General features: G+C 69.0%; 18 protein-coding genes. 9 read left to right on the top strand and 9 right to left on the bottom strand.

The window, feature by feature from the left end:
* The first annotated feature begins 54 nt into the window (after positions 1–54).
* From OHA10_RS32795 to OHA10_RS32770, 6 genes are all read left to right on the top strand, one after another.
* A complete protein-coding gene (locus tag OHA10_RS32795; protein WP_371402635.1) occupies positions 55–615 on the top strand; it encodes a hypothetical protein in 561 nt (186 codons plus the stop codon).
* An 11-nt stretch (positions 616–626) separates the two neighbouring features.
* Positions 627–1,490 carry a universal stress protein gene (locus OHA10_RS32790; RefSeq protein ID WP_371402634.1) on the top strand — a complete coding sequence of 288 codons (864 nt, stop codon included), beginning with the start codon at positions 627–629 and terminating at the stop codon, positions 1,488–1,490.
* A 16-nt stretch (positions 1,491–1,506) separates the two neighbouring features.
* Positions 1,507–2,421 carry a universal stress protein gene (locus OHA10_RS32785; RefSeq protein WP_371402633.1) on the top strand — a complete coding sequence of 305 codons (915 nt, stop codon included), beginning with the start codon at positions 1,507–1,509 and terminating at the stop codon, positions 2,419–2,421.
* A complete protein-coding gene (locus OHA10_RS32780) occupies positions 2,418–2,957 on the top strand; it encodes a flavodoxin family protein (RefSeq protein WP_371402632.1) in 540 nt (179 codons plus the stop codon). Before OHA10_RS32785 ends, OHA10_RS32780 begins: the two co-directional genes overlap by 4 nt.
* Before the next feature lie 13 nt (positions 2,958–2,970).
* Complete coding sequence (locus OHA10_RS32775; protein ID WP_371402631.1) at positions 2,971–3,213, top strand: SHOCT domain-containing protein; 243 nt, start codon at positions 2,971–2,973, stop codon at positions 3,211–3,213.
* A gap of 125 nt (positions 3,214–3,338) precedes the next feature.
* Positions 3,339–3,992: a response regulator gene (locus tag OHA10_RS32770; protein ID WP_371402630.1), complete on the top strand. Its 654-nt coding sequence runs from the start codon at positions 3,339–3,341 to the stop codon at positions 3,990–3,992.
* A 7-nt stretch (positions 3,993–3,999) separates the two neighbouring features.
* Here the strand turns inward: OHA10_RS32770 and OHA10_RS32765 are convergent, their stop codons facing one another.
* Complete coding sequence (locus tag OHA10_RS32765) at positions 4,000–4,554, bottom strand: flavodoxin domain-containing protein (RefSeq protein ID WP_371402629.1); 555 nt, start codon at positions 4,552–4,554, stop codon at positions 4,000–4,002.
* 70 nt (positions 4,555–4,624) lie between these two features.
* Positions 4,625–5,437, bottom strand: coding sequence for a universal stress protein (locus OHA10_RS32760; protein ID WP_371402628.1), 813 nt, complete (start codon positions 5,435–5,437; stop codon positions 4,625–4,627).
* Positions 5,438–5,593: 156 nt separating this feature from the next.
* Between OHA10_RS32760 and OHA10_RS32755 the strand changes: the two genes are divergently transcribed.
* Positions 5,594–8,287 carry a GNAT family N-acetyltransferase gene (locus tag OHA10_RS32755; protein WP_371402627.1) on the top strand — a complete coding sequence of 898 codons (2,694 nt, stop codon included), beginning with the start codon at positions 5,594–5,596 and terminating at the stop codon, positions 8,285–8,287.
* A gap of 5 nt (positions 8,288–8,292) precedes the next feature.
* Here the strand turns inward: OHA10_RS32755 and OHA10_RS32750 are convergent, their stop codons facing one another.
* The 5 genes from OHA10_RS32750 to OHA10_RS32730 form a co-directional block, all read right to left on the bottom strand.
* The gene (locus tag OHA10_RS32750; protein WP_371402626.1) at positions 8,293–8,643 is read right to left on the bottom strand and encodes a hypothetical protein; all 351 of its coding nucleotides are present in this window, start codon (positions 8,641–8,643) and stop codon (positions 8,293–8,295) included.
* Entirely contained in the window at positions 8,640–9,611 is a 972-nt protein-coding gene (locus OHA10_RS32745) for a nitroreductase family protein (protein WP_371402625.1), read from the bottom strand. The genes OHA10_RS32750 and OHA10_RS32745 overlap by 4 nt, the downstream gene beginning before the upstream one ends.
* 121 nt (positions 9,612–9,732) lie before the next feature.
* A complete protein-coding gene (locus OHA10_RS32740) occupies positions 9,733–11,478 on the bottom strand; it encodes a GAF domain-containing protein (protein ID WP_371402624.1) in 1,746 nt (581 codons plus the stop codon).
* A 35-nt stretch (positions 11,479–11,513) separates the two neighbouring features.
* A complete protein-coding gene (locus tag OHA10_RS32735) occupies positions 11,514–11,957 on the bottom strand; it encodes a pyridoxamine 5'-phosphate oxidase family protein (RefSeq protein ID WP_371402623.1) in 444 nt (147 codons plus the stop codon).
* 92 nt (positions 11,958–12,049) lie between these two features.
* Positions 12,050–12,658 (bottom strand): TetR/AcrR family transcriptional regulator, encoded by a 609-nt coding sequence (locus OHA10_RS32730; RefSeq protein ID WP_371402622.1) that lies wholly within the window; start codon positions 12,656–12,658, stop codon positions 12,050–12,052.
* 90 nt (positions 12,659–12,748) lie between these two features.
* Here OHA10_RS32730 and OHA10_RS32725 point away from each other — a divergent pair, with 90 nt between their 5' ends.
* Entirely contained in the window at positions 12,749–13,504 is a 756-nt protein-coding gene (locus tag OHA10_RS32725; protein ID WP_371402621.1) for an SDR family NAD(P)-dependent oxidoreductase, read from the top strand.
* Positions 13,505–13,587: 83 nt separating this feature from the next.
* Here the strand turns inward: OHA10_RS32725 and OHA10_RS32720 are convergent, their stop codons facing one another.
* Positions 13,588–14,766 carry an amidohydrolase family protein gene (locus OHA10_RS32720; RefSeq protein WP_371402620.1) on the bottom strand — a complete coding sequence of 393 codons (1,179 nt, stop codon included), beginning with the start codon at positions 14,764–14,766 and terminating at the stop codon, positions 13,588–13,590.
* Positions 14,763–16,100: a hypothetical protein gene (locus OHA10_RS32715; RefSeq protein WP_371402619.1), complete on the bottom strand. Its 1,338-nt coding sequence runs from the start codon at positions 16,098–16,100 to the stop codon at positions 14,763–14,765. Before OHA10_RS32715 ends, OHA10_RS32720 begins: the two co-directional genes overlap by 4 nt.
* 286 nt (positions 16,101–16,386) lie before the next feature.
* Here OHA10_RS32715 and OHA10_RS32710 point away from each other — a divergent pair, with 286 nt between their 5' ends.
* Entirely contained in the window at positions 16,387–17,115 is a 729-nt protein-coding gene (locus tag OHA10_RS32710; protein WP_371402618.1) for a hypothetical protein, read from the top strand.
* Positions 17,116–17,132: the final 17 nt, after the last annotated feature.

The following is a 17,132-nucleotide window of genomic DNA, read 5'->3' as shown; positions in this document are numbered from 1 at the left end:
GTGGCCGTGAGATCGGACGATCGAGGTGTCGGAATCGAGTGAAAGGACGACACCATGACCACCACGACGCACCGGAAGCACTTGCCGGCTCCAGTGCTGGAGCCCGACGGTGATCGGCACCCGATCATCACCACGGCCGCCGGGCGTGCGCTCGGCGTACTGCGGATCGCGTTCGGCCTCACGTTCTTGTGGGCCTTCGTCGACAAGCTGTTCGGCCTCGGCTACGCCACCCCGTCCGGCAAGGGCTGGATCGACGGCGGCGACCCGACGGCCGGATTCCTGGGCAAGGGGACCAGCGGCCCGCTGGCCGACTTCTACCAGTCGCTGGTCGGTGACTGGTGGGTCAGCCCGCTGTTCATGGTCGGCCTGGCCGGCATCGGTCTGGCTCTGACCGTCGGCATCGGCATGCGGATCGCGGCAGTCAGCGGTGCCGTCCTGTACCTGCTGATGTGGTCGGCCAACCTGCCGCCGGAGAACAACCCGGTGCTGGACGAGCACATCCTCGGCGCCATCACCATCGTGGTTCTCGCGCTCGTTGCTGCTGGCAACGTGTGGGGGTTCGGCAAGTGGTGGACCGGTCTCGCGTTCGTCCGCAAGTACCCGTGGCTGAGTTGAGGATGAGCGAGATGACGACCAAACCGGTCATCCACGTGGGAGTCGACGGCTCCTGGCGAGACACCGGTGCCCTGGAGTGGGCCCTGCAGGAGTCGTTGCTCCGGCAAGAGCCCCTCCAGGTGGTGCACGTGATCGACGACAAGGTCCGGTACGTCCCCGGATGGGAACCTGATCTCATCGACGATGCCGCGATGGAGCTCGTCAACGAGGTCCAGAAACACCTGGACGAGAGCCCGGGCGATCTCGACCACGGGGCCGAGCTGATCGTCGGGCCGCCGGCCCGGACCCTGACCGAGGCTGCCGCGGACGGCCGGATGCTGGTCGTCGGCCGCCGGGGGATGGGGACGTTCAGGCGAATGCTGATCGGCTCCACCTCGGAGGCGGTCGTCGCGCATCTGACCGTCCCGGTCGTCATCGTCCCGGAGTACTGGAAACCGGCCGACCACTCCGGCCCGGTGCTGGTGGCTCTCGACGATTCGGACAGTAACGCCGCGGTGATGGAATTCGCGATCGCTGCGGCCGTCGAGCGAAGACTGCCGGTCCGCATCGTGCACGTCTGGGATCTCCCGGCTGTCTACAGCTGGGACGCGATGAACAGCGCCGGCATCAGCGCGGAGTGGGCCGAGAACGCCCAGCGGCACTTCGAGAACGTGGCCGCCGAGTGGCGTCAGAAGTACCCCGACATGACGATCCAGATCGATATCAGGCGCGGACACGCGGTCGACGGGATCGTCACCACGGCTGAACAGTCCGACGCCCAGCTCCTGGTCGTCGGAACCCACCATCACACCCGGCTGGCAGCTCTGCTCGCCGGATCCGTGACCCGCGGCGTACTGCACCACGCGGTCTGCCCGCTGGCCGTCGTACCGATGTGACTCCGAGGTGAGAAAGATGAGTGACTGGAACCGGACCGGACCCGTGGTGGTCGAAGTCGACGGCAGCGCGGAGAACCTCCGCGTGGTGGACTACGCGTCCGCCGAAGCACTCCGGGTGGGTGCGGAGCTGGTGCTCGTGGCGCCGTACTCCGCGCACGGCTCGTACTCGCCGATGACACCGGGGTACGCGCCCAAGTCCCCGGCCGAGCAGGCGGACGCGGCCGTGCGTGCCGCGGTGGCGCACGTGCGGCACCGCGACGGGTACGGGATCGAACTGGCCGGAATCACCGAGGAAGGTTCCCGGCTGCGGGTTCTCGCCCATGCGGCGCGGAAGGCCCGGATGCTGGTGATTCGGCGGTCCCGCAGCCGCGGCCCGCAACGGCTCGTGCACACCCAGACCAACCTCACGCTGGCGGCCCGGGCCGGATGCCCGGTGGTCGTCGTACCGCTGTCGTGGAAGCCGTCGCTGCTGGACCGGAAGGTTGCCGTCGGCATCGATGGTACGGCGCTGTCCGCGGAGGCGCTGGAGTTCGCCTTCGGTGTCGCGGCCGGCCGGGAGGCCGACCTGATCGTTGTCCACGCCGGCGTGCCGGCCGAGCGCGCCTTCTCCGACGAGGACCCGGATTGCTCGTGGATCAGCCGCGCCGACCACATCTTGTCGGAGAACCTCGCGCCGTGGACGAGCCGGTTCCCGGACGTGCGGGTCACGCGGTTCCTCAGCAGCCGGCAGCCGGCCGCGGCGCTGGTGCACGAGAGCGGCGACGTCGGCCTGGTCGTCGTCGGCGCACACAGCGGCGCGCTGCCCATCGACCCGGTGGCGCGGCGTTCGATGGCTGCGATGACGTGTCCGGTCGCGGTCGTCCCGCACCACCTGGCCGAGGCCGTGCAGGCAGATCGTCGGACCGACGTACTGATCGGAGGAGAGTCATGACCGAGAACGTTCGAGCACTGATCGTTTACGAGTCGATGTTCGGCAACACCGAGCGGATCGCGCGGGCGATCCGCGACGGGCTGCGGCAGTACGTCGCGGCTGAGACGATGCCGGTGAACCGGGCGCCGGGCGTGCTGCCCGAGGACGTGCGGCTGCTGGTTGTCGGCGGCCCGACGCATGCGTTCTCGATGAGCCGGCTGTCCACCCGGCAGGAGGCCTGGAAGCAGGGCGATGTGGTGATGCCGATCGAGGTCGGCATCCGCGAGTGGCTGGGCGTCCTGCAGCCGCCGACCGGATCCGGTCCGCGGGTGGCGACGTTCGACACCCGGATCGCCAAGGTACGGCGGTTGCCGGGCTCGGCGGCGCGGTCGGCGGCGAAGCTCTTGCGCCGGATGGGATTCCGGCCGCTGACAACGTCGGAGAGCTTCTTCGTGAACGAGACGACGGGGCCGGTCCGGGACGTCGAAGTCGAGCGCGCGCAGAACTGGGGCGCCGAGCTCGGCCGGTTGCTGACCGGCGCCGTGAAGGTCGCCTGAAGGGACCGGACCGATGATGCACTCAGCGGCAGGAGCCGCGTTCTGGTCGGTGACCGTACTCGTGCTGTGGGCCCTCGTGGCCGGCGGCGCGGCGTGGGCGGCGGTGCGGGTGATCAGGCAGCCGCGCCGTCAACCTCCGCCCAGCCTGCCGTCGCCACTGGACATCCTCGAACGCCGGTTCGCCGCCGGCGAGATGACCCGGGAAGACTTCGACGAAGCCCGCGCTCGCCTCCGCGAACACGACCTGGACATCTGAAGACGCCCCGCCGAAGGTCCCGCCGGTTCCGGGACCGAGGTCCCTGGTGCGTACCGTGAGGGGAGCGGGATGCTGGACCGGGGCGCCGGCCGGGTGGGTACGGCGTGAAGCCGAAGGAGACGGTCATGACGATCAAGGTGTTCCTGCTCGACGACCACGAGGTGGTCCGGCTGGGTCTGCACCAGCTGCTCGACGCGGAACCCGACATCGAGGTGGTCGGTGACGCTTCGACCGCGGCGGAGGCGATCGCGCGGATCCCCGCCGTACGGCCGGATGTCGCCGTGCTCGATGTGCGGCTGCCTGACGGCGACGGCATCACAGTGTGCCGAGAGGTCCGCTCGCAGATGGACGAGCCGCCGGCCTGCCTGATGCTGACGTCGTTCTCCGACGACGAGGCGCTGTTCACCGCGATCATGGCCGGCGCTGCCGGGTACCTGCTGAAGCAGATCCACGGCCAGGCCCTGGTCGACGCCGTACGCCGTCTTGCCGCCGGTGAGTCGCTCCTGGACCCCGCAATGACCGTCAAGGTTCTGGACCGCCTCCGGCACCCGGCCGAGGCCGAGGACCCGCGGTATGCGTCGTTGACCGAGCAGGAACGCCGCATCCTCGCCGAGATCGCCGAGGGCAAGACAAACCGGCAGATCGCCCAGTCGCTCTACCTGGCCGAGAAGACCGTCAAGAACTACGTCTCGTCCCTGCTCCGCAAACTCAACCTCGAGCGCCGCACCGAGGCCGCCGTCTTCGCCATCGAGCACACGAAGAAGCATCCGCAAAGCTAACGGCGCCTCAGCCCAGGAAGTGGCCCGCTGGAGGTTTGGTCGACGGGCGGTGCCAGGTGCTGCGTTCCGTGGCCTCGAGGGCGGCGTTGATGTCGTCGGACCAGCGGCGGATCATGGCCCAGTCGCGGGAGTCGCCGGCGAGGTTGCCGGTGGCGAGGTGGCGGGCCAGGAAGCCTTTTGCAGTGGCTTTTTCGAGGCGGCCGGGGAATGTCACGGCCGGGGTCGCGCCGATCTCGTGGGCCAGGTGCCGGACCGTCGGCGGCATGTCCTGCTCCTGGTCCTTGTCCGGGCCGACAGGGCCGCTGTGGAACAGCCAGACCTGACGCGCACGGAGCTCGTCGACGTGGTGCCGCAGGAACCGCACGGCCTCCCGCCGCCAGCGGCGGATGTACAGGGCGCTCCCCAACACGACCGCGTCGTACGGCGTGAGGTCGATGACGCTCGCGACATCGAGAACGTCGACGTTGTGCCCGTGTGTTCGCAGTTCGGCGCCGATCGCTTGGGCAATGTCGGCGGTCGCGCCCATCTTGCTGGCGTAGGCAACCAATACCTTCTTCGACATCACAACCTCCTTCGGTCCATCTCCAGCACACCATCCGCGCCGACGCCGGATGCAGTGCCGAAGGACCCGGTTATGCGGGCCGTTCGATCGCGGCGGGCGGGATGACCGCCACCGGGCACGGCGCCTGGTGCAGCATGGTCTGGCTCACCGAACCGAGCAGCAGCCCGGCGAACCCGCCCCGACCACGCGAGCCGACGACCAGGAGTTGGGCGTCGGCAGCCCATTCGAGCAGCAGCTCCGACGGGTGACCGGTCACCTCGACGATGTCCGCGTCACCGGCGTAGGGCCGAAGCCCGGCCAGGAGATTGTGGTCGTCGTCCTCATCTTCGTCCAGGACGGCGACGATCCGGGCCGCGAGCTGATGCCGGCGCGCGTGGTCGAGCCCGAACTCGACAGCGGCGCCGGCGGCCCGCGAGCCGTCGTACCCGATCACCACCTCGTTGCCGGCGAGCGAGTCGTCGGTCGGCCGTACGACGACAACCGGGCAGCGCGCGTTCGCAGACAACTCGATGCCCGCGGAGCTGACTATCAGCCCGAGCAGACGCCCGGTGACCCGGCTGCCGATCACCACCAACTCCGCGTCCGCGGACTCAGCCAGCAGGACGGCGGACGGGAAGCCGTCTACCCGCTTCCCGGTCACAGGCACCGCCGGCTCGAACGTCCGCGCGAGTTCGACGGCGTCCGCGATGATCTGATCAGCCTGCGCACGAAGCCCGGGCGCGAGGTCACTGGGGCCGACCGGCACCCGGAACTCTGCCCACACGAACGCATGCACCAGCTGCAGATCCGCTCCTCGCGCGGCGGCCTCGATCGCTCCCCACCGGATCGCGTTCTCACAGTCCGGCCGGCCATCGATTCCGACTACAACTCGTTTCCCGGTCATGCCGGCCCCCTCCGCCGGTGAGCTCGTGCACCGTCCTCAGTGTCGCGGTTGATGGCGGTCAGGGCCTAGAGGCGAAGGTCCTGTGGACCAGGACCAACGGCACTGGCCCGGGGGAGCGGTGTCGGGTGGGCTGGTGGAGTGTCGGAAGGAGCTGCCATGACAGCGATCGAGCGACCGGGTTCACCGATGGGGGCCGGTTGGGACGTGCTGGCCGCCGACGGGACGGTGGTGCGGATCCGGCCGGCGCGTGGGGACGACGAACCAGCCCTGACCGCGATGAACCAGCGCGTGTCGGACGAGTCGATGTATCTGCGGTTCTTCGGCATGAATCGCGCCATGGCCGACGACTACACCCACCACCTGACGGCGGAGCCGGGCGGACATGTCGCACTGGTCGCGGAGTACGGCGGCCAGGTGGTCGGCATCGCGAGTTACGAAGCCCTGCGCACCGGTGAGGCCGAGATGGCCTTCCTGTTGCAGGACTCGGTCCATGGTCGCGGCATCGGCACGCTGCTGCTCGAGCAGCTCGCGGCAACGGCCCGGGAGAACGGCATCGAACGACTGCGCGCCGACACGCTGGGGGAGAACGCCAAGATGTTGCGGGTGCTGGCCGACTCGGGCTTCGAGCAGGTCCGCAAGCTCGAGAGCGGCGTGGTCGAGCTGGTGCTCGACACGGCGTACCACCCGGCGACCTTGGAGCGGATGGCCGATCGCGAGCGGGCGGCCGAGAACCGCTCGCTGCAGCGGCTTTTCTCGCCGCAGACGATCGCCGTGATCGGTGCCGGCCGCAAGCCCGGTGGGATCGGGCACGAGCTGCTGCTCAACATCGTCAAGGGCGGCTTCACTGGTTCGGTGTACGCCGTGAACCCGCACGCTGCACAGATCGCGGGCGAGCCGGCGTACTCGTCGATCTCAGCGGTGCCGCGGACTGTGGACCTGGCCGTGCTCGCGGTACCCACCGAGCAGGTGCTCGACGTCCTGGCGGAGTGCGGTGCGTGCGGTGTCGGCGGTGCGGTTGTGCTGACAGCTGGGTTCTCGGAGCTGGGACAGGCGGGCCGCGAGCTGCAGCGGGAGATGCTGACGGTTGCCCGCCGGCACAGCATCCGGCTGATCGGGCCGAACTGTCTCGGGCTGGTGAACACCGCCCCGGAAGTGAGCCTGAACGCGACGTTCGCCGAGGTGTCGCCGATGCCCGGAACGCTTGCCCTCGCGGCGCAGTCCGGCGCGGTCGGCATCGCCGTACTCGAACATGCCGGCCGGACCGGGCTGGGGATCTCGGAGTTCGTTTCCCTCGGCAACAAGGTCGATGTCAGCGGCAACGATGTGCTGCTGCACTGGTGGGGCGACCAACGAACCGCGGTGATCGGTCTGTATCTGGAGTCGTTCGGGAACCCGCGCAAGTTCGGCGGTCTGGCCCGGATGATCGGGCGGACCAAGCCGATCCTGGTCGTGAAGGGTGGCCGCTCGCCCGGTGGCCGCCGGGCCGGTGTCTCGCACACCGCGGCCGCGGCAACACCAGAGACCGCCGTCGACGCGCTGTTCGAGCAGTCCGGCGTACTCCGGATGGAAACCGTCGAGGAACTCGTCGAGACGGCCCGCGTGCTCGCCGTACCCCCGTTGCCACGAGGCCGTCGGCTGGCTGTCATCGGAAACGCAGGCGGTGCCGGGATCCTCGCCGCGGACGCTGCGGCGCGACTCGAGTTGGAGCTGCCGGAGCTGACGCCGGCTATTCAAGAGCACCTCGCGGCCATCGGAGCGGTGGGTTGTGGCAACCCGGTCGATCTCGGCGCGGCCGCGTCTCCCGCGAGCCTCACGCAGGCGCTGAAGGAGATCGTGGCGAGCGGCGAGGTGGACTGTGTCGTCGTGAACTACGCCGTGACGCGGGCCGGCAACGTGGACGACATCTACGCCGCGATCGCGGCCGGGTCGGATCAGGCCGACCTGCCGATCGTCGTGAACTGTGTCGGATCGACCCATGCCGCACCGGAGGTCGCGCTGGCGGACGGTCGCCGGCTGCCGGTGTACCCGTTCCCGGAGAGCGCCGTCCGCGCCGTCGCCCATGCCGTCCGGTATGCCGAGTGGCGGGCGCGGCCGCAAGGCGTCGTACCCGATCTGCCTCAGGTGGATCCGTCGGGAGCCCGTGTCGTCGTCCGGCATTTCCTTCAGCGGAACCCTGACGGCGGCTGGCTCGACCCGCAGCAGGTCGGCGTGCTCCTGCAATGTGCCGGCGTGCGGATGATCCCGGTCGCGACCGCGCGGACCCGAGCTGAGGCGATCGCGGCCGCGGCAGAGTATCCGGTGGCGCTGAAGACAGCCGCGCCCGGTGTCGTGCACAAGACCGATATCGGTGGGGTGCGCGTCGGGCTTACGAACGCAGTACAGCTGGGGAAGGCGTACGACGACGTCACGACCGCCGCGGACGACCCGCAGGTCCTCGTACAGGCGATGGCGCCGAGCGGGACCGAGTTGGTCGTCGGAGTGGTCCGGGATCGGCTGTTCGGCCCGTTGGTGATGGCGGGCAGTGGCGGCGTTCTTACCGACGTACTGGCCGATCGTCAGTGGCGCGGCCTGCCGCTGACCGATCTCGACGCGCTGGAAATGCTGCGCTCACTGCGCTGCGCGCCTCTGCTGGCCGGCTACCGCGGCGCCGAAGCCGCCGACCAGGAAGCGGTCCTCGACGTCATCCACCGGATCGCCTGGCTGGCGAACCAGGTCCCAGAACTGGCCGAGTTGGATATCAACCCGTTGGTCGCGTCCCCGTCCGGCGCCTTCGCCGTCGACACCCGCATCCACCTCACCCCCGCAACCCCCGAGCCCGACTGGTATGCCCGCCACCTACGCGGCGAGTGAGCGGGTTATCGGGCGTCTTCGAGGGCTCGTTCTGCGCGGGCTGCTACCTGGGCGAGGGAGCGGAGCGTGATGATGGTCTGGGCGACTTCCTCGTACGAGTTCGGCGGGTGGACAGTGCGGTAGAGGTCGTCGCGGAGGACTTCGAGACGGTCGATCAGCACGGTCATCTGCGCTGCGAGGCGTGGGTCGCGGTCGCTGAGCACAGGCAGGATGTGCTCACGATAGACGGCGATCGTGTGCAGTGCCTCGGCGAGGCGCTGTTCCTCGAGGAACCAGTCGTTGGAGGCGCTGATTTCGGCGATGCGGTCGAGTTGGGCTTCCCAACTGTCGATCGTGAGCTGCAACGAGATGGTCATGACTGCTCCTTGGGGAGGAAGTCGGCGACCGGCCGGCGGGCGGTGCCGCTGTGCGGCCGGGTGGTGCCGAAGCGGATGATCATGTGGGCGTGACCAGGACGTCCGGTGAGGTGCTGCACCTTGCGGCGCAGGTCCTCGAACTCGAGCGGCTGGTTGAGGAACGACGCGCTCGCACCGGCCCGGGTCGCGGTCAGCAGCACGCGTTCGAGTGCGGCCCCGGCAGTGACCTGATCGGCGGGTTCGTCGAAGTTGGTGGACAGTACGGCGAGCGTCGGATGCGTCTCGAAGGTCTGCTCCGTCCGCGAGCGGTCGGCGGGCCGGGTGCCCAGGTCACGAACGGCTGCCGGGTAGCTGGTGGATCGTGGGCCGAGGGCCGAGCTGGGCACGCCGTCGGCAGGGCGTTCGCCGCCGACCCAGTGGGCACGCTCGGCCCGGCGGTGCCACTCGCCGATCTCGCGCAGGTCGCTCTCGAGGACCAGGTCGAGGACGCCGCGGACCTCGTCCTCACCGAGCCAGGTGAGGTCGGCGCCGCCGGCGTACGCCGCTTGCATCAACTCGACGCGGAGGTGCTCGGGGAGCGGTGTGGCGTCGGACGGATTGCGATCGGTGTGGCGGTACGGGATGTGTACGGCCAGGTCGGACAGCTCGTCGTCCCGGGTGGCAGTGGGTTCGAGGACGATGCGGGCCAGCAGATCGGGTTCGTCCGGGTACGGCGCCAGCCCGAACCAGGTGCCGTACCCGAGACGCTCTGCGGCGCAGCGGAGGTTGAAGGTCGCCGTGCCGGCGGCGATCCGCATCGCCCGGCCCGTCGGGTCCTCAGCGGGCAGGGTGCGGGATCCGTCCAGGTAGACGTCGATCACGTGACCCTCCACCTCGAACCGCCACGGCTGGGTGTTGTGCATACTCGGAGCGGCGACGGCCGCCGCGAGCAGGGTGTCGACCTCTTCCTTGGGCAGTTGCTCGGACACGGGTGGCTCCTCCCACTGGTTCTCCTACTTCAGGTTCGCCGGTAGGAGGTGGGTGGCGCTGCGGGCAAGAGTCCCGATCTGCTGGGCCTTTCGGCCGTCAGTTGCCCCGTCGGTTGCCCCGTCAGTTGTCGGTGATCGGTGCGCTGAGCTCGACGACGGTGCCGTGCGGCTCGTTGTCCCTGATCTGCACGGTGCCGCCGAGGGCTTGCGCGCGTTCGGTCAGATTGCGCAGGCCGCTGTTGCGTTTCCGCAGTGCGATTCCGATCCCGTCGTCCGAGATCCGTGCGATCACCTGGGCGCTGTTGACAGTGACCTCGACCGTGGCGGCAGATGCCTGGGCATGGCGGACGACGTTCGACAACGACTCCCTGATCGCCGCGAGGATCTGCGGTCGTACAGAGGCCGGCACCACAGTGTCGATCGGTCCGGTGCAGATCAGCTGCGGCCGGAAGCCGAGCGGCTCGGCGTACTCCGCAACGAGCGCCTGGACATCGCCGCGCAGCGAGCTGGACTCGGCTGCCTGCTGGAGCTCGAAGATCGCGGCCCGGAGATCGTGGATCGTGGTGTCGATGTCGTCGACCGCCCGACTGATGCGCTGCTGGTGCTCGGGCTTCACCAGGCGATGCATGCCCTGCAGTTGCAGGCCGGTCGCGAACAGCCGCTGGATCACGAGATCGTGCAGGTCCCGGGCGATCCGGTCGCGGTCCTCGAGGACGGCGAGCATGTCGCGGTCGCGTTGCGCCCGGGCGCGTTCCATCGCGAGGGTGGCCTGGCCGGCGAACATCCGGACCAGGTCGGCACCTTCGGCGACGCGGGTGTTCGAGCCCTGCTGCATGGCGACGGCCAGCACGCCGCCGGTGCCGGTGTTGCCGGCCGGTAGGGGAGCCATCGTCGTGCGGGCCAGCATCGCACCCTCGGGGAATTCGGTCAGTCCGCCGGCATCCTTCAGCAGCTGGGCCAGGTCCTCGATCACGATCTGTTCGCCGGTGCCCGCGGTGACGCGGCTCAGGACCGGTACGTCGGCAGGGATCCGCCGGCCGACGTACTGCGTGAGCTCGGGCGGCCCTTCGACCGCGCGTACGACCAACTCGTCGCCGTCCGCGAGCAGCACCGCCGCCACCTGGGCGCCGGACACCTCGCGCGAGCGTTTCGTGATCAGCTGGAGAGCCTGGTCGATGTCGAAGTCGCCGAGCAACAGCTGGGTGATCTCGGCGGTGACCTCGTGCCAGCGGCGGCGTTGCTCGGTGTCGGCGTACAGGCGGGCGTTGTCGATCACGACCCCGGCCGCGGTCGCGAGCGCGGTGACCGTGCGCTCGTCGTCCTCGGTGAAGTCCGCGCCGCCGGTCTTCTCGGTCAGGTAGAGGTTGCCGTAGGCGTGTTCGCGGGTGCGGATCGGGACGCCGAGGAAGTTCTTCATCGGCGGGTGGTTGGCCGGGAAGCCGTACGACCTGGGGTGCTCGGCGAGATCGTGCAACCGGATCGGCTCGGGGTGCTCGATCAGCAGGCCGAGGATGCCGTGACCTTCGGGGTACGGCCCGATGGCCGCGATCTCGTCGGCGGTGACGCCGTGGGTGATGAAGCGGACGAGCCGCTTGCCGTCCGGCCCGACGACGCCGAGTGCGCCGTACCTGGCGCCGGCGAGTTCACAGGCGGCGGTGACGATGCGGTCCAGGGTGCTGTTCAGGTCGAGATCCGCGCCGATGCCGACGACCGCATCGAGCAGGGCGCGGAGGCGCTCCTGGTACTCCATGATCTCGTCGACACGACCGAGCAGTTCCTGCAAGAGGGCATCAAGACGTACCCGGGACAGGCCGGCGTACTCGAGTGCGCCCTCGTCCCAGCTTCCCCGCCCAGAGCCTTCGGCCACGCGATCAGCCTACGCACGGTCACGAGTGATGTGAACTAGCCCGAGCGTGGCCGCTGACCCCACGGCACCAGCCTGCGACCGTGGACGGACTCGATTCCGAGCCGCACCAGCTGAGGGTCGTCCATCGGTAGCCAGGAGTGCAACGGCAGCGTACGGCGCAATTCGACGGTCTCCTCGGCCGTGACGACCGACAGATGGCCGATCGCCGTCACTGTCCAGCCGTTGTGACGCTCCATATCGACGTCATCCGCCTCGAACGCGACCACATCACCCCGCTCAGCGGCCCGGAACTTGTCACCCTTGCCCGTGTCGAACACGATCGTGTCGTCGTCCACCACGAAGTTGACCAGACGGATCGCCGGCAGTCCGGCGTACGTGTAAACCAACCGACCGAGCGGAACCGATCCGAGCAGCCGCACGCAGTCCACCGGACTGAGAATCTCCAGCCGCGAACGGTCGAAAAGCCGTGCTGTGCTCATGGCGTCCTCCTGACAACGGACGAAGTGTCCATGGAGTCAACAGTCGGGACGCACCGTGCACGGCAGTAGGGCCGAAAGTCCCGTCTTGCTCCTCAGACGAACGAGCGGACGTGAGCCAGTGCGGCGTTGAGCGAGGCTTCGAGTGGTTTGGTGTCGCGGAGGGTTTGGGACAGGAGTGCTCCACCTTGGAGTGCGGCGAGTAGGGCGTAGGCGAGTTCGTCGATATCTGCGGAAGGTCGTAGGTCTCCGCGTTGCTGCATGGCATGGAGGCCGTCGTACAGGACCTGCTTCCAGCGCAGGAATCCTTGTGAGATCTCGGCGCGTGACTCCTCGTCCCGGACACCCAGCTCGCCGGCCAGCGTGCCGAGATCGCAGGTACCGAGACCGTCCTGCTCGCGTTGTCGCGCGACCGCGGCGTCGGCCCAGGCCTGCAATGCGTCGAGACTGTCCAGCGCGCCGATCTCGGGCGGGCCGCTGACCGCGTCGGCCTGCCGGGTGATGACCGCGCGGATGAGGGCCTGCTTGCTGTCGAAGTAGTGGTACAGCTGCGAGCCGCTCACTCCGGCGAGTTGCCGGACCTGGTCGGTGTTGGTGCCGGCCACTCCGTTGCGGGCGATCAGCTCGGTCGCGGCGTCGACGATCCGGTCCCGGACGAGCTGGCCCTTGCGAGTCAGCCGACGCTCCTCGGGTGCGGTGGCCATGCGCCCAGTCTAGCGCACGAGTGGGGCGCTCAACCCAGTCTGTGCTAAAACTGGGGACACCAACCCAGTTTTGATCGGAAGGGCACCATCATGACCGCCGTTGACACAACTCTCGCGGGGCAGACCGCCCTGGTCACAGGCGCCACCGCCGGTATCGGCCGAGCGATCGCGCTCCGGCTGGCCGGGCTGGGGGCACACGTCGTACTGCACGGCCGGGACGCCGAGCGCGGCGCGCGGACAGTGGACGAGATCATCAGGGCTGGAGGCAGAGCCCGCTTCCTGAGCGCTGACCTCACCGATGCCGAGGAGACGAAATGTCTGGCCGCTGAGGCGGGTCCGGTCGACATCCTGGTCAACAGCGCCGGCGTCTACAGCTTCACCAGCACGCCCGACACCGACGTCGACGGCTTCGACCGCCACTTCGCGATCAACACCCGCGCGCCGTTCCTGCTTGTCGCCGCGCTCGCTCCCGGCATGGCGGAGCGGCGCCGCGGCACGATCATCAACATCACCTCGACCGCCGCGACATCACCGGCGCCGATCGGTGCGGCGTACGGCGCCTCGAAGGCAGCCCTCGAGCTCCTGACCCGGTCGTGGGCGACCGAGTTCGCGACGTACGGCATCCGCGTCAACGCGGTCTCACCGGGCCCGACGCGCACCGCCGGAACCGAGCAACTGCTCGGTGAGCACATCGAGACGCTCGGACGAGGCAACCTGCGCGGCACCGTCGGTGAACCGGAAGAGATCGCCGAGGTCGTGGCCTTCCTCGCCACTCCCGCCAGCTCCTACGTCAACGGCTCGGTATGGATCGCCGACGGCGGCGCCCTGAGCACCCTGCCTGCCTGACCGCGCCGCCGCTCCGTCCCTGGACGGATCCGACCGAGAGGGACCAGGTGAGATAGATCGGCGGGTGCTTCCTAGATCAGCGTCTATTCCAGACCGTAGGCTCGAACGGCGTTGGCGCGGCCCAGCATCTCGACGTAGCGGCGGGCGTCGGCCGCGCCGATCAGGTCGTCGGCCAGCCACTCGTCGAGCACCCGGCCGACGGCCCGGCGCCAGAGCCACGATCCGCACGCGTAGAGCTCGGGCAGGCCGAACGCATCCGAGGCGTAGAGCAGCTTGTGCATCGGCGCGATCTCCAGCGACTCCCGCACCAGCGTTTCGCTGGACGGCCCGGTATGGCTGACTGCGCAACTCGTGTCCAGCCAAACGTGCGGGAAGAGCTGCGCGAGAATCGCGGCCTGCCGGATGTACGGGTAGCAGTGCAGCAGCATCAGCTGAGCGCCCGTCGTACGCGTCGCGTGCGCGAACCCGGTGAGGTGGGACGGATCGCAGCGGTGCAGCACGATGTCGGAGTCGCCGTACCCGACGTGCAACTGGATCGGCTTACGGAGTTCCACCGCCCGCCACAACAAATGCCGCAGCAGGACCGGGTCCGCGAGACGCGTCGGTGAGCCTGCCTCGATTGCCGTCAACCAGCGGCCCGCGGCCGCGGTTACCTGAGCAGCTTCTGGTGGGGCCGGATCGAAGTCGAGACCGTACCGGTAAGCGATGATCGATTTGACGCCGACAGCGTGTGCGGCGGCCGCCTCGAGCGCGTTGTCGAAGGCGCTGGCGAAGCCCGCGGCGGTGCAGTCCGGCGCGATCGACTCGGCGAGCGTTTCCAGGCGCACGATCTCGTCGGTAGCCGCGCCGGTCAGGGTCGCCATCTCGTCCGGCGTCGTGATCGTCGAAGCGTGGAAACCGGTGTCGAGCAGGTACCGCTCGGTTCCGCTCGAAGCCAGTAACCGCGTGCTGACCTCGGTGCCGCCCAGCTCTCGGCGGCGCCGGAGATACTCCTCCGCGGTGCAATGCTGCGGCAGATCGAGCAACGGCGCGCACACCGAGCGCACCGTGATTCCGAACGGGCTGTCGAACACCGACGTACCGGGTGGGGCAGGCCAGTCCGACTCTGTGGCCAGCAGCTCCACCTCAGCATCGGTCGCGGTGCCTGTCTGTACGCCGTGGCAATGGTGGTCGATCAGCGGCATCTGGAAGGCCAGCTCGGCGACACTTTCACCAGCCCGCGTAACCGGTAGGGCGTCGGGGATCGCTTCTTGATCGCTCATGCCGACCACGCGAACCGCAACCGGTCGGCCACCGCGGACGGATCCTGTCCTCCGAAGGCGGTCACCTCGTGCCGCCGTACGGCAAGCAGCGCGGACAGCAGGTCCGCACCGAGTATGTGTTTGGCCTCGGCCGACTCCTGGAGCGCATCCAGCGCCACGGTCTGATCGGTAGGCAGTGTCGCGTGCTGCGCGTCGGCCGGATGAGTGGTGACCTCGGCCGGCAGCGGAGTCCTGCGCCGCAGTCCGTCCACGATCAAGCCGAGCACGACCGCGGTCGCGAGGTAGGGGTTGGCGGACGGGTCGATACATTTGACCTCGATGTTGGCGCTGCCTGCCTCGACCGCGCACAGACGTACGGCGGCCTCGCGGTTCTCCAGTCCCCAGCAGGCGAACGCGCCCGACCAGTGCCCGGGAAGCAGCCGCTGACCCGACAGCACGGACCCGGCGAGTACGCCGATCACGCCGGGCAGCCCGGCGACGATGCCGCCGATCGCCGACTCGCCCTCCACGGTCAGCCCGTGCGGTCCGGGCCCACCGGACAGCATCGGCGTACCGTCGCGATCGAGCGAGACATGGACGTGGGCCCCGTTGCCGCTACCACCTACGAACGGCACCGGCGAGAACGACGCGGCAAGCCCTGCGCGCCGCGCCGCGCGGCCGATCACGATGCGCGCCAGTACCACCTTGTCGGCCGCGGCGACCGGATCGGTGGGGGAGAAGGAGATTTCGTACTGGTTGTCGCCGTACTCGGCATGGCACTGCTCGACGTCGAGCCCGGCGGTTCGGCAGTCGTCGAGCAGCCGTAGAAGGAAGTCCTCCCGGTCCAGTCCTGCGGTCAGGCCGTAGCAGCTCCATGAGCGTTCGGTCAGCGCCGTGCCGTCGGCAGCGGTGAGTACGAACTCGACCTCGCAGCCGACGGTCGCGGTTATGCCGAGTGACGCCAACTCGCCAACGGTCTCCCGTAGCCGCCCGCGGGTACACAGCGGCGATGGCGAGCCGGACTGTTCATAGAACTCCGCCGGCGCCCAGGCCAGGCCGCCGCCGAGCACACGCAGCGCGCGCAGATCGGGACGCAACCGCTGGTCACCGAGCACGCTCAGCTCGGGCGTGAACGCGATGCCGTTGTCGATGCAGAAGACATGCCAGCTCGGTGCCGCCCCCAGCCCGGACCGGTGCGTCTCCGCGATCTTCTCGCGCGGCACGAACTTCGCACGAGGCACACCACCGGGATCGACGGCAGTCACCGCGAGCGCGCTCACCGCGGCCCGGGCGAGATCGGCGTCGAGCTCAACGAGCTCATGGCTGCCAAGGACGGAAAGAAGATGCGAGGCCATACAACAGACCGTCTCATCTAGCCCGCCGGTTGACCCCCTACGACCGACGGCCCCGCGTGTCTCGCGGCGCGGACCGAAGTCGCACCGCTCTGCGGGAGCCCGGTGAGCCGATCCGTCTTCCCGTTACTGACCGCGAACCCTGAGCCGTCCAGTTCGGTGTGCCGCTCAGGATTGATGACAGCGCCGGTGCCCGAGGAGCCGACCTGTCATCACCCGAACCCCGATCGCCGTACCAGCGTCGTACCGCGAGACAGGGGACGGCCCGGCGGGTGAATGGGAGCAGTTGATGACCGAACCAGGCGCCGGCGAGACGGTGGTGGTGATCACCATGCCGCTGTCGAAACAGGCCCGGGCGGAGCTGAGCGAGATGCTCGGCCCGGGGTATGCGGTCGTTGACATGAGATCGGCGCCCAGCTCGGCGAACATCGTGCTCACAACCGTCGTGAGCAGTCACGCACTGAGCATCCTGCGGGGCACCTTCCCGCGGGCGCGCATTCTCTTCACCGAGCTGCACGACGACGAGCGGGGTATCGGCTTCGCCGGCCCATTGTCGCGCATCGTCGCTCAGGCGCCGGACGGCTACTTCATCGCGCACTCTCTCGACGCGCTCACCCCGGTCGTCCAGTCCGAGGTGAAGCTGCAATTGTCCGGCAGCACCAGTCGCACGCCCCGCACCCTGTCGCTGACTTCAGCCGTGCCTGCTCCGCAACAGAAGACAGATGTTCCCTCCACGAGCACCGTCCGCTGGATCGACCGCCTGACGTTCCCCTCGATGCCATCAGGACGCTGGCTCGACCTCGAACCCATCGACGCGCTCGTCGTACACATGCTTCGGACGGACAACCCCCGCCGCGACCCCCTCTGGCCGGCCTTGGCCGCCGAGTGCATCATCCGCCTCGCCGCGCACCACCCCGAGGACGTACTCGTCGACGTAGCCGGACTGGCCCCGACAACCCGAGCCGAACTACAGATCCGAGTCGAGAGCGAACAGGTCAACCACGCCGCCTGGCCGTAACGAAGACGGGTCGGGGA

The organism is Kribbella sp. NBC_00662 (genome assembly GCF_041430295.1).
In the GTDB taxonomy this organism is placed as follows: domain Bacteria; phylum Actinomycetota; class Actinomycetes; order Propionibacteriales; family Kribbellaceae; genus Kribbella.
Note: the sequence above shows the minus strand (reverse complement) of the source record. Positions and strands in the feature narration are given on the sequence as shown.

What these genes read in the sequence shown, in the direction of transcription:
- OHA10_RS32795 (WP_371402635.1), top strand. Translation starts at nt 55, where the DNA reads ATGACCACCACGACGCACCGGAAGCACTTGCCGGCTCCAGTGCTGGAG.
- OHA10_RS32790 (WP_371402634.1), top strand. Translation starts at nt 627, where the DNA reads ATGACGACCAAACCGGTCATCCACGTGGGAGTCGACGGCTCCTGGCGA.
- OHA10_RS32785 (WP_371402633.1), top strand. Translation starts at nt 1,507, where the DNA reads ATGAGTGACTGGAACCGGACCGGACCCGTGGTGGTCGAAGTCGACGGC.
- OHA10_RS32780 (WP_371402632.1), top strand. Translation starts at nt 2,418, where the DNA reads ATGACCGAGAACGTTCGAGCACTGATCGTTTACGAGTCGATGTTCGGC.
- OHA10_RS32775 (WP_371402631.1), top strand. Translation starts at nt 2,971, where the DNA reads ATGATGCACTCAGCGGCAGGAGCCGCGTTCTGGTCGGTGACCGTACTC.
- OHA10_RS32770 (WP_371402630.1), top strand. Translation starts at nt 3,339, where the DNA reads ATGACGATCAAGGTGTTCCTGCTCGACGACCACGAGGTGGTCCGGCTG.
- OHA10_RS32765 (WP_371402629.1), bottom strand. Translation starts at nt 4,554, where the DNA reads ATGTCGAAGAAGGTATTGGTTGCCTACGCCAGCAAGATGGGCGCGACC.
- OHA10_RS32760 (WP_371402628.1), bottom strand. Translation starts at nt 5,437, where the DNA reads ATGACCGGGAAACGAGTTGTAGTCGGAATCGATGGCCGGCCGGACTGT.
- OHA10_RS32755 (WP_371402627.1), top strand. Translation starts at nt 5,594, where the DNA reads ATGACAGCGATCGAGCGACCGGGTTCACCGATGGGGGCCGGTTGGGAC.
- OHA10_RS32750 (WP_371402626.1), bottom strand. Translation starts at nt 8,643, where the DNA reads ATGACCATCTCGTTGCAGCTCACGATCGACAGTTGGGAAGCCCAACTC.
- OHA10_RS32735 (WP_371402623.1), bottom strand. Translation starts at nt 11,957, where the DNA reads ATGAGCACAGCACGGCTTTTCGACCGTTCGCGGCTGGAGATTCTCAGT.
- OHA10_RS32730 (WP_371402622.1), bottom strand. Translation starts at nt 12,658, where the DNA reads ATGGCCACCGCACCCGAGGAGCGTCGGCTGACTCGCAAGGGCCAGCTC.
- OHA10_RS32725 (WP_371402621.1), top strand. Translation starts at nt 12,749, where the DNA reads ATGACCGCCGTTGACACAACTCTCGCGGGGCAGACCGCCCTGGTCACA.
- OHA10_RS32720 (WP_371402620.1), bottom strand. Translation starts at nt 14,766, where the DNA reads ATGAGCGATCAAGAAGCGATCCCCGACGCCCTACCGGTTACGCGGGCT.
- OHA10_RS32715 (WP_371402619.1), bottom strand. Translation starts at nt 16,100, where the DNA reads ATGGCCTCGCATCTTCTTTCCGTCCTTGGCAGCCATGAGCTCGTTGAG.
- OHA10_RS32710 (WP_371402618.1), top strand. Translation starts at nt 16,387, where the DNA reads ATGACCGAACCAGGCGCCGGCGAGACGGTGGTGGTGATCACCATGCCG.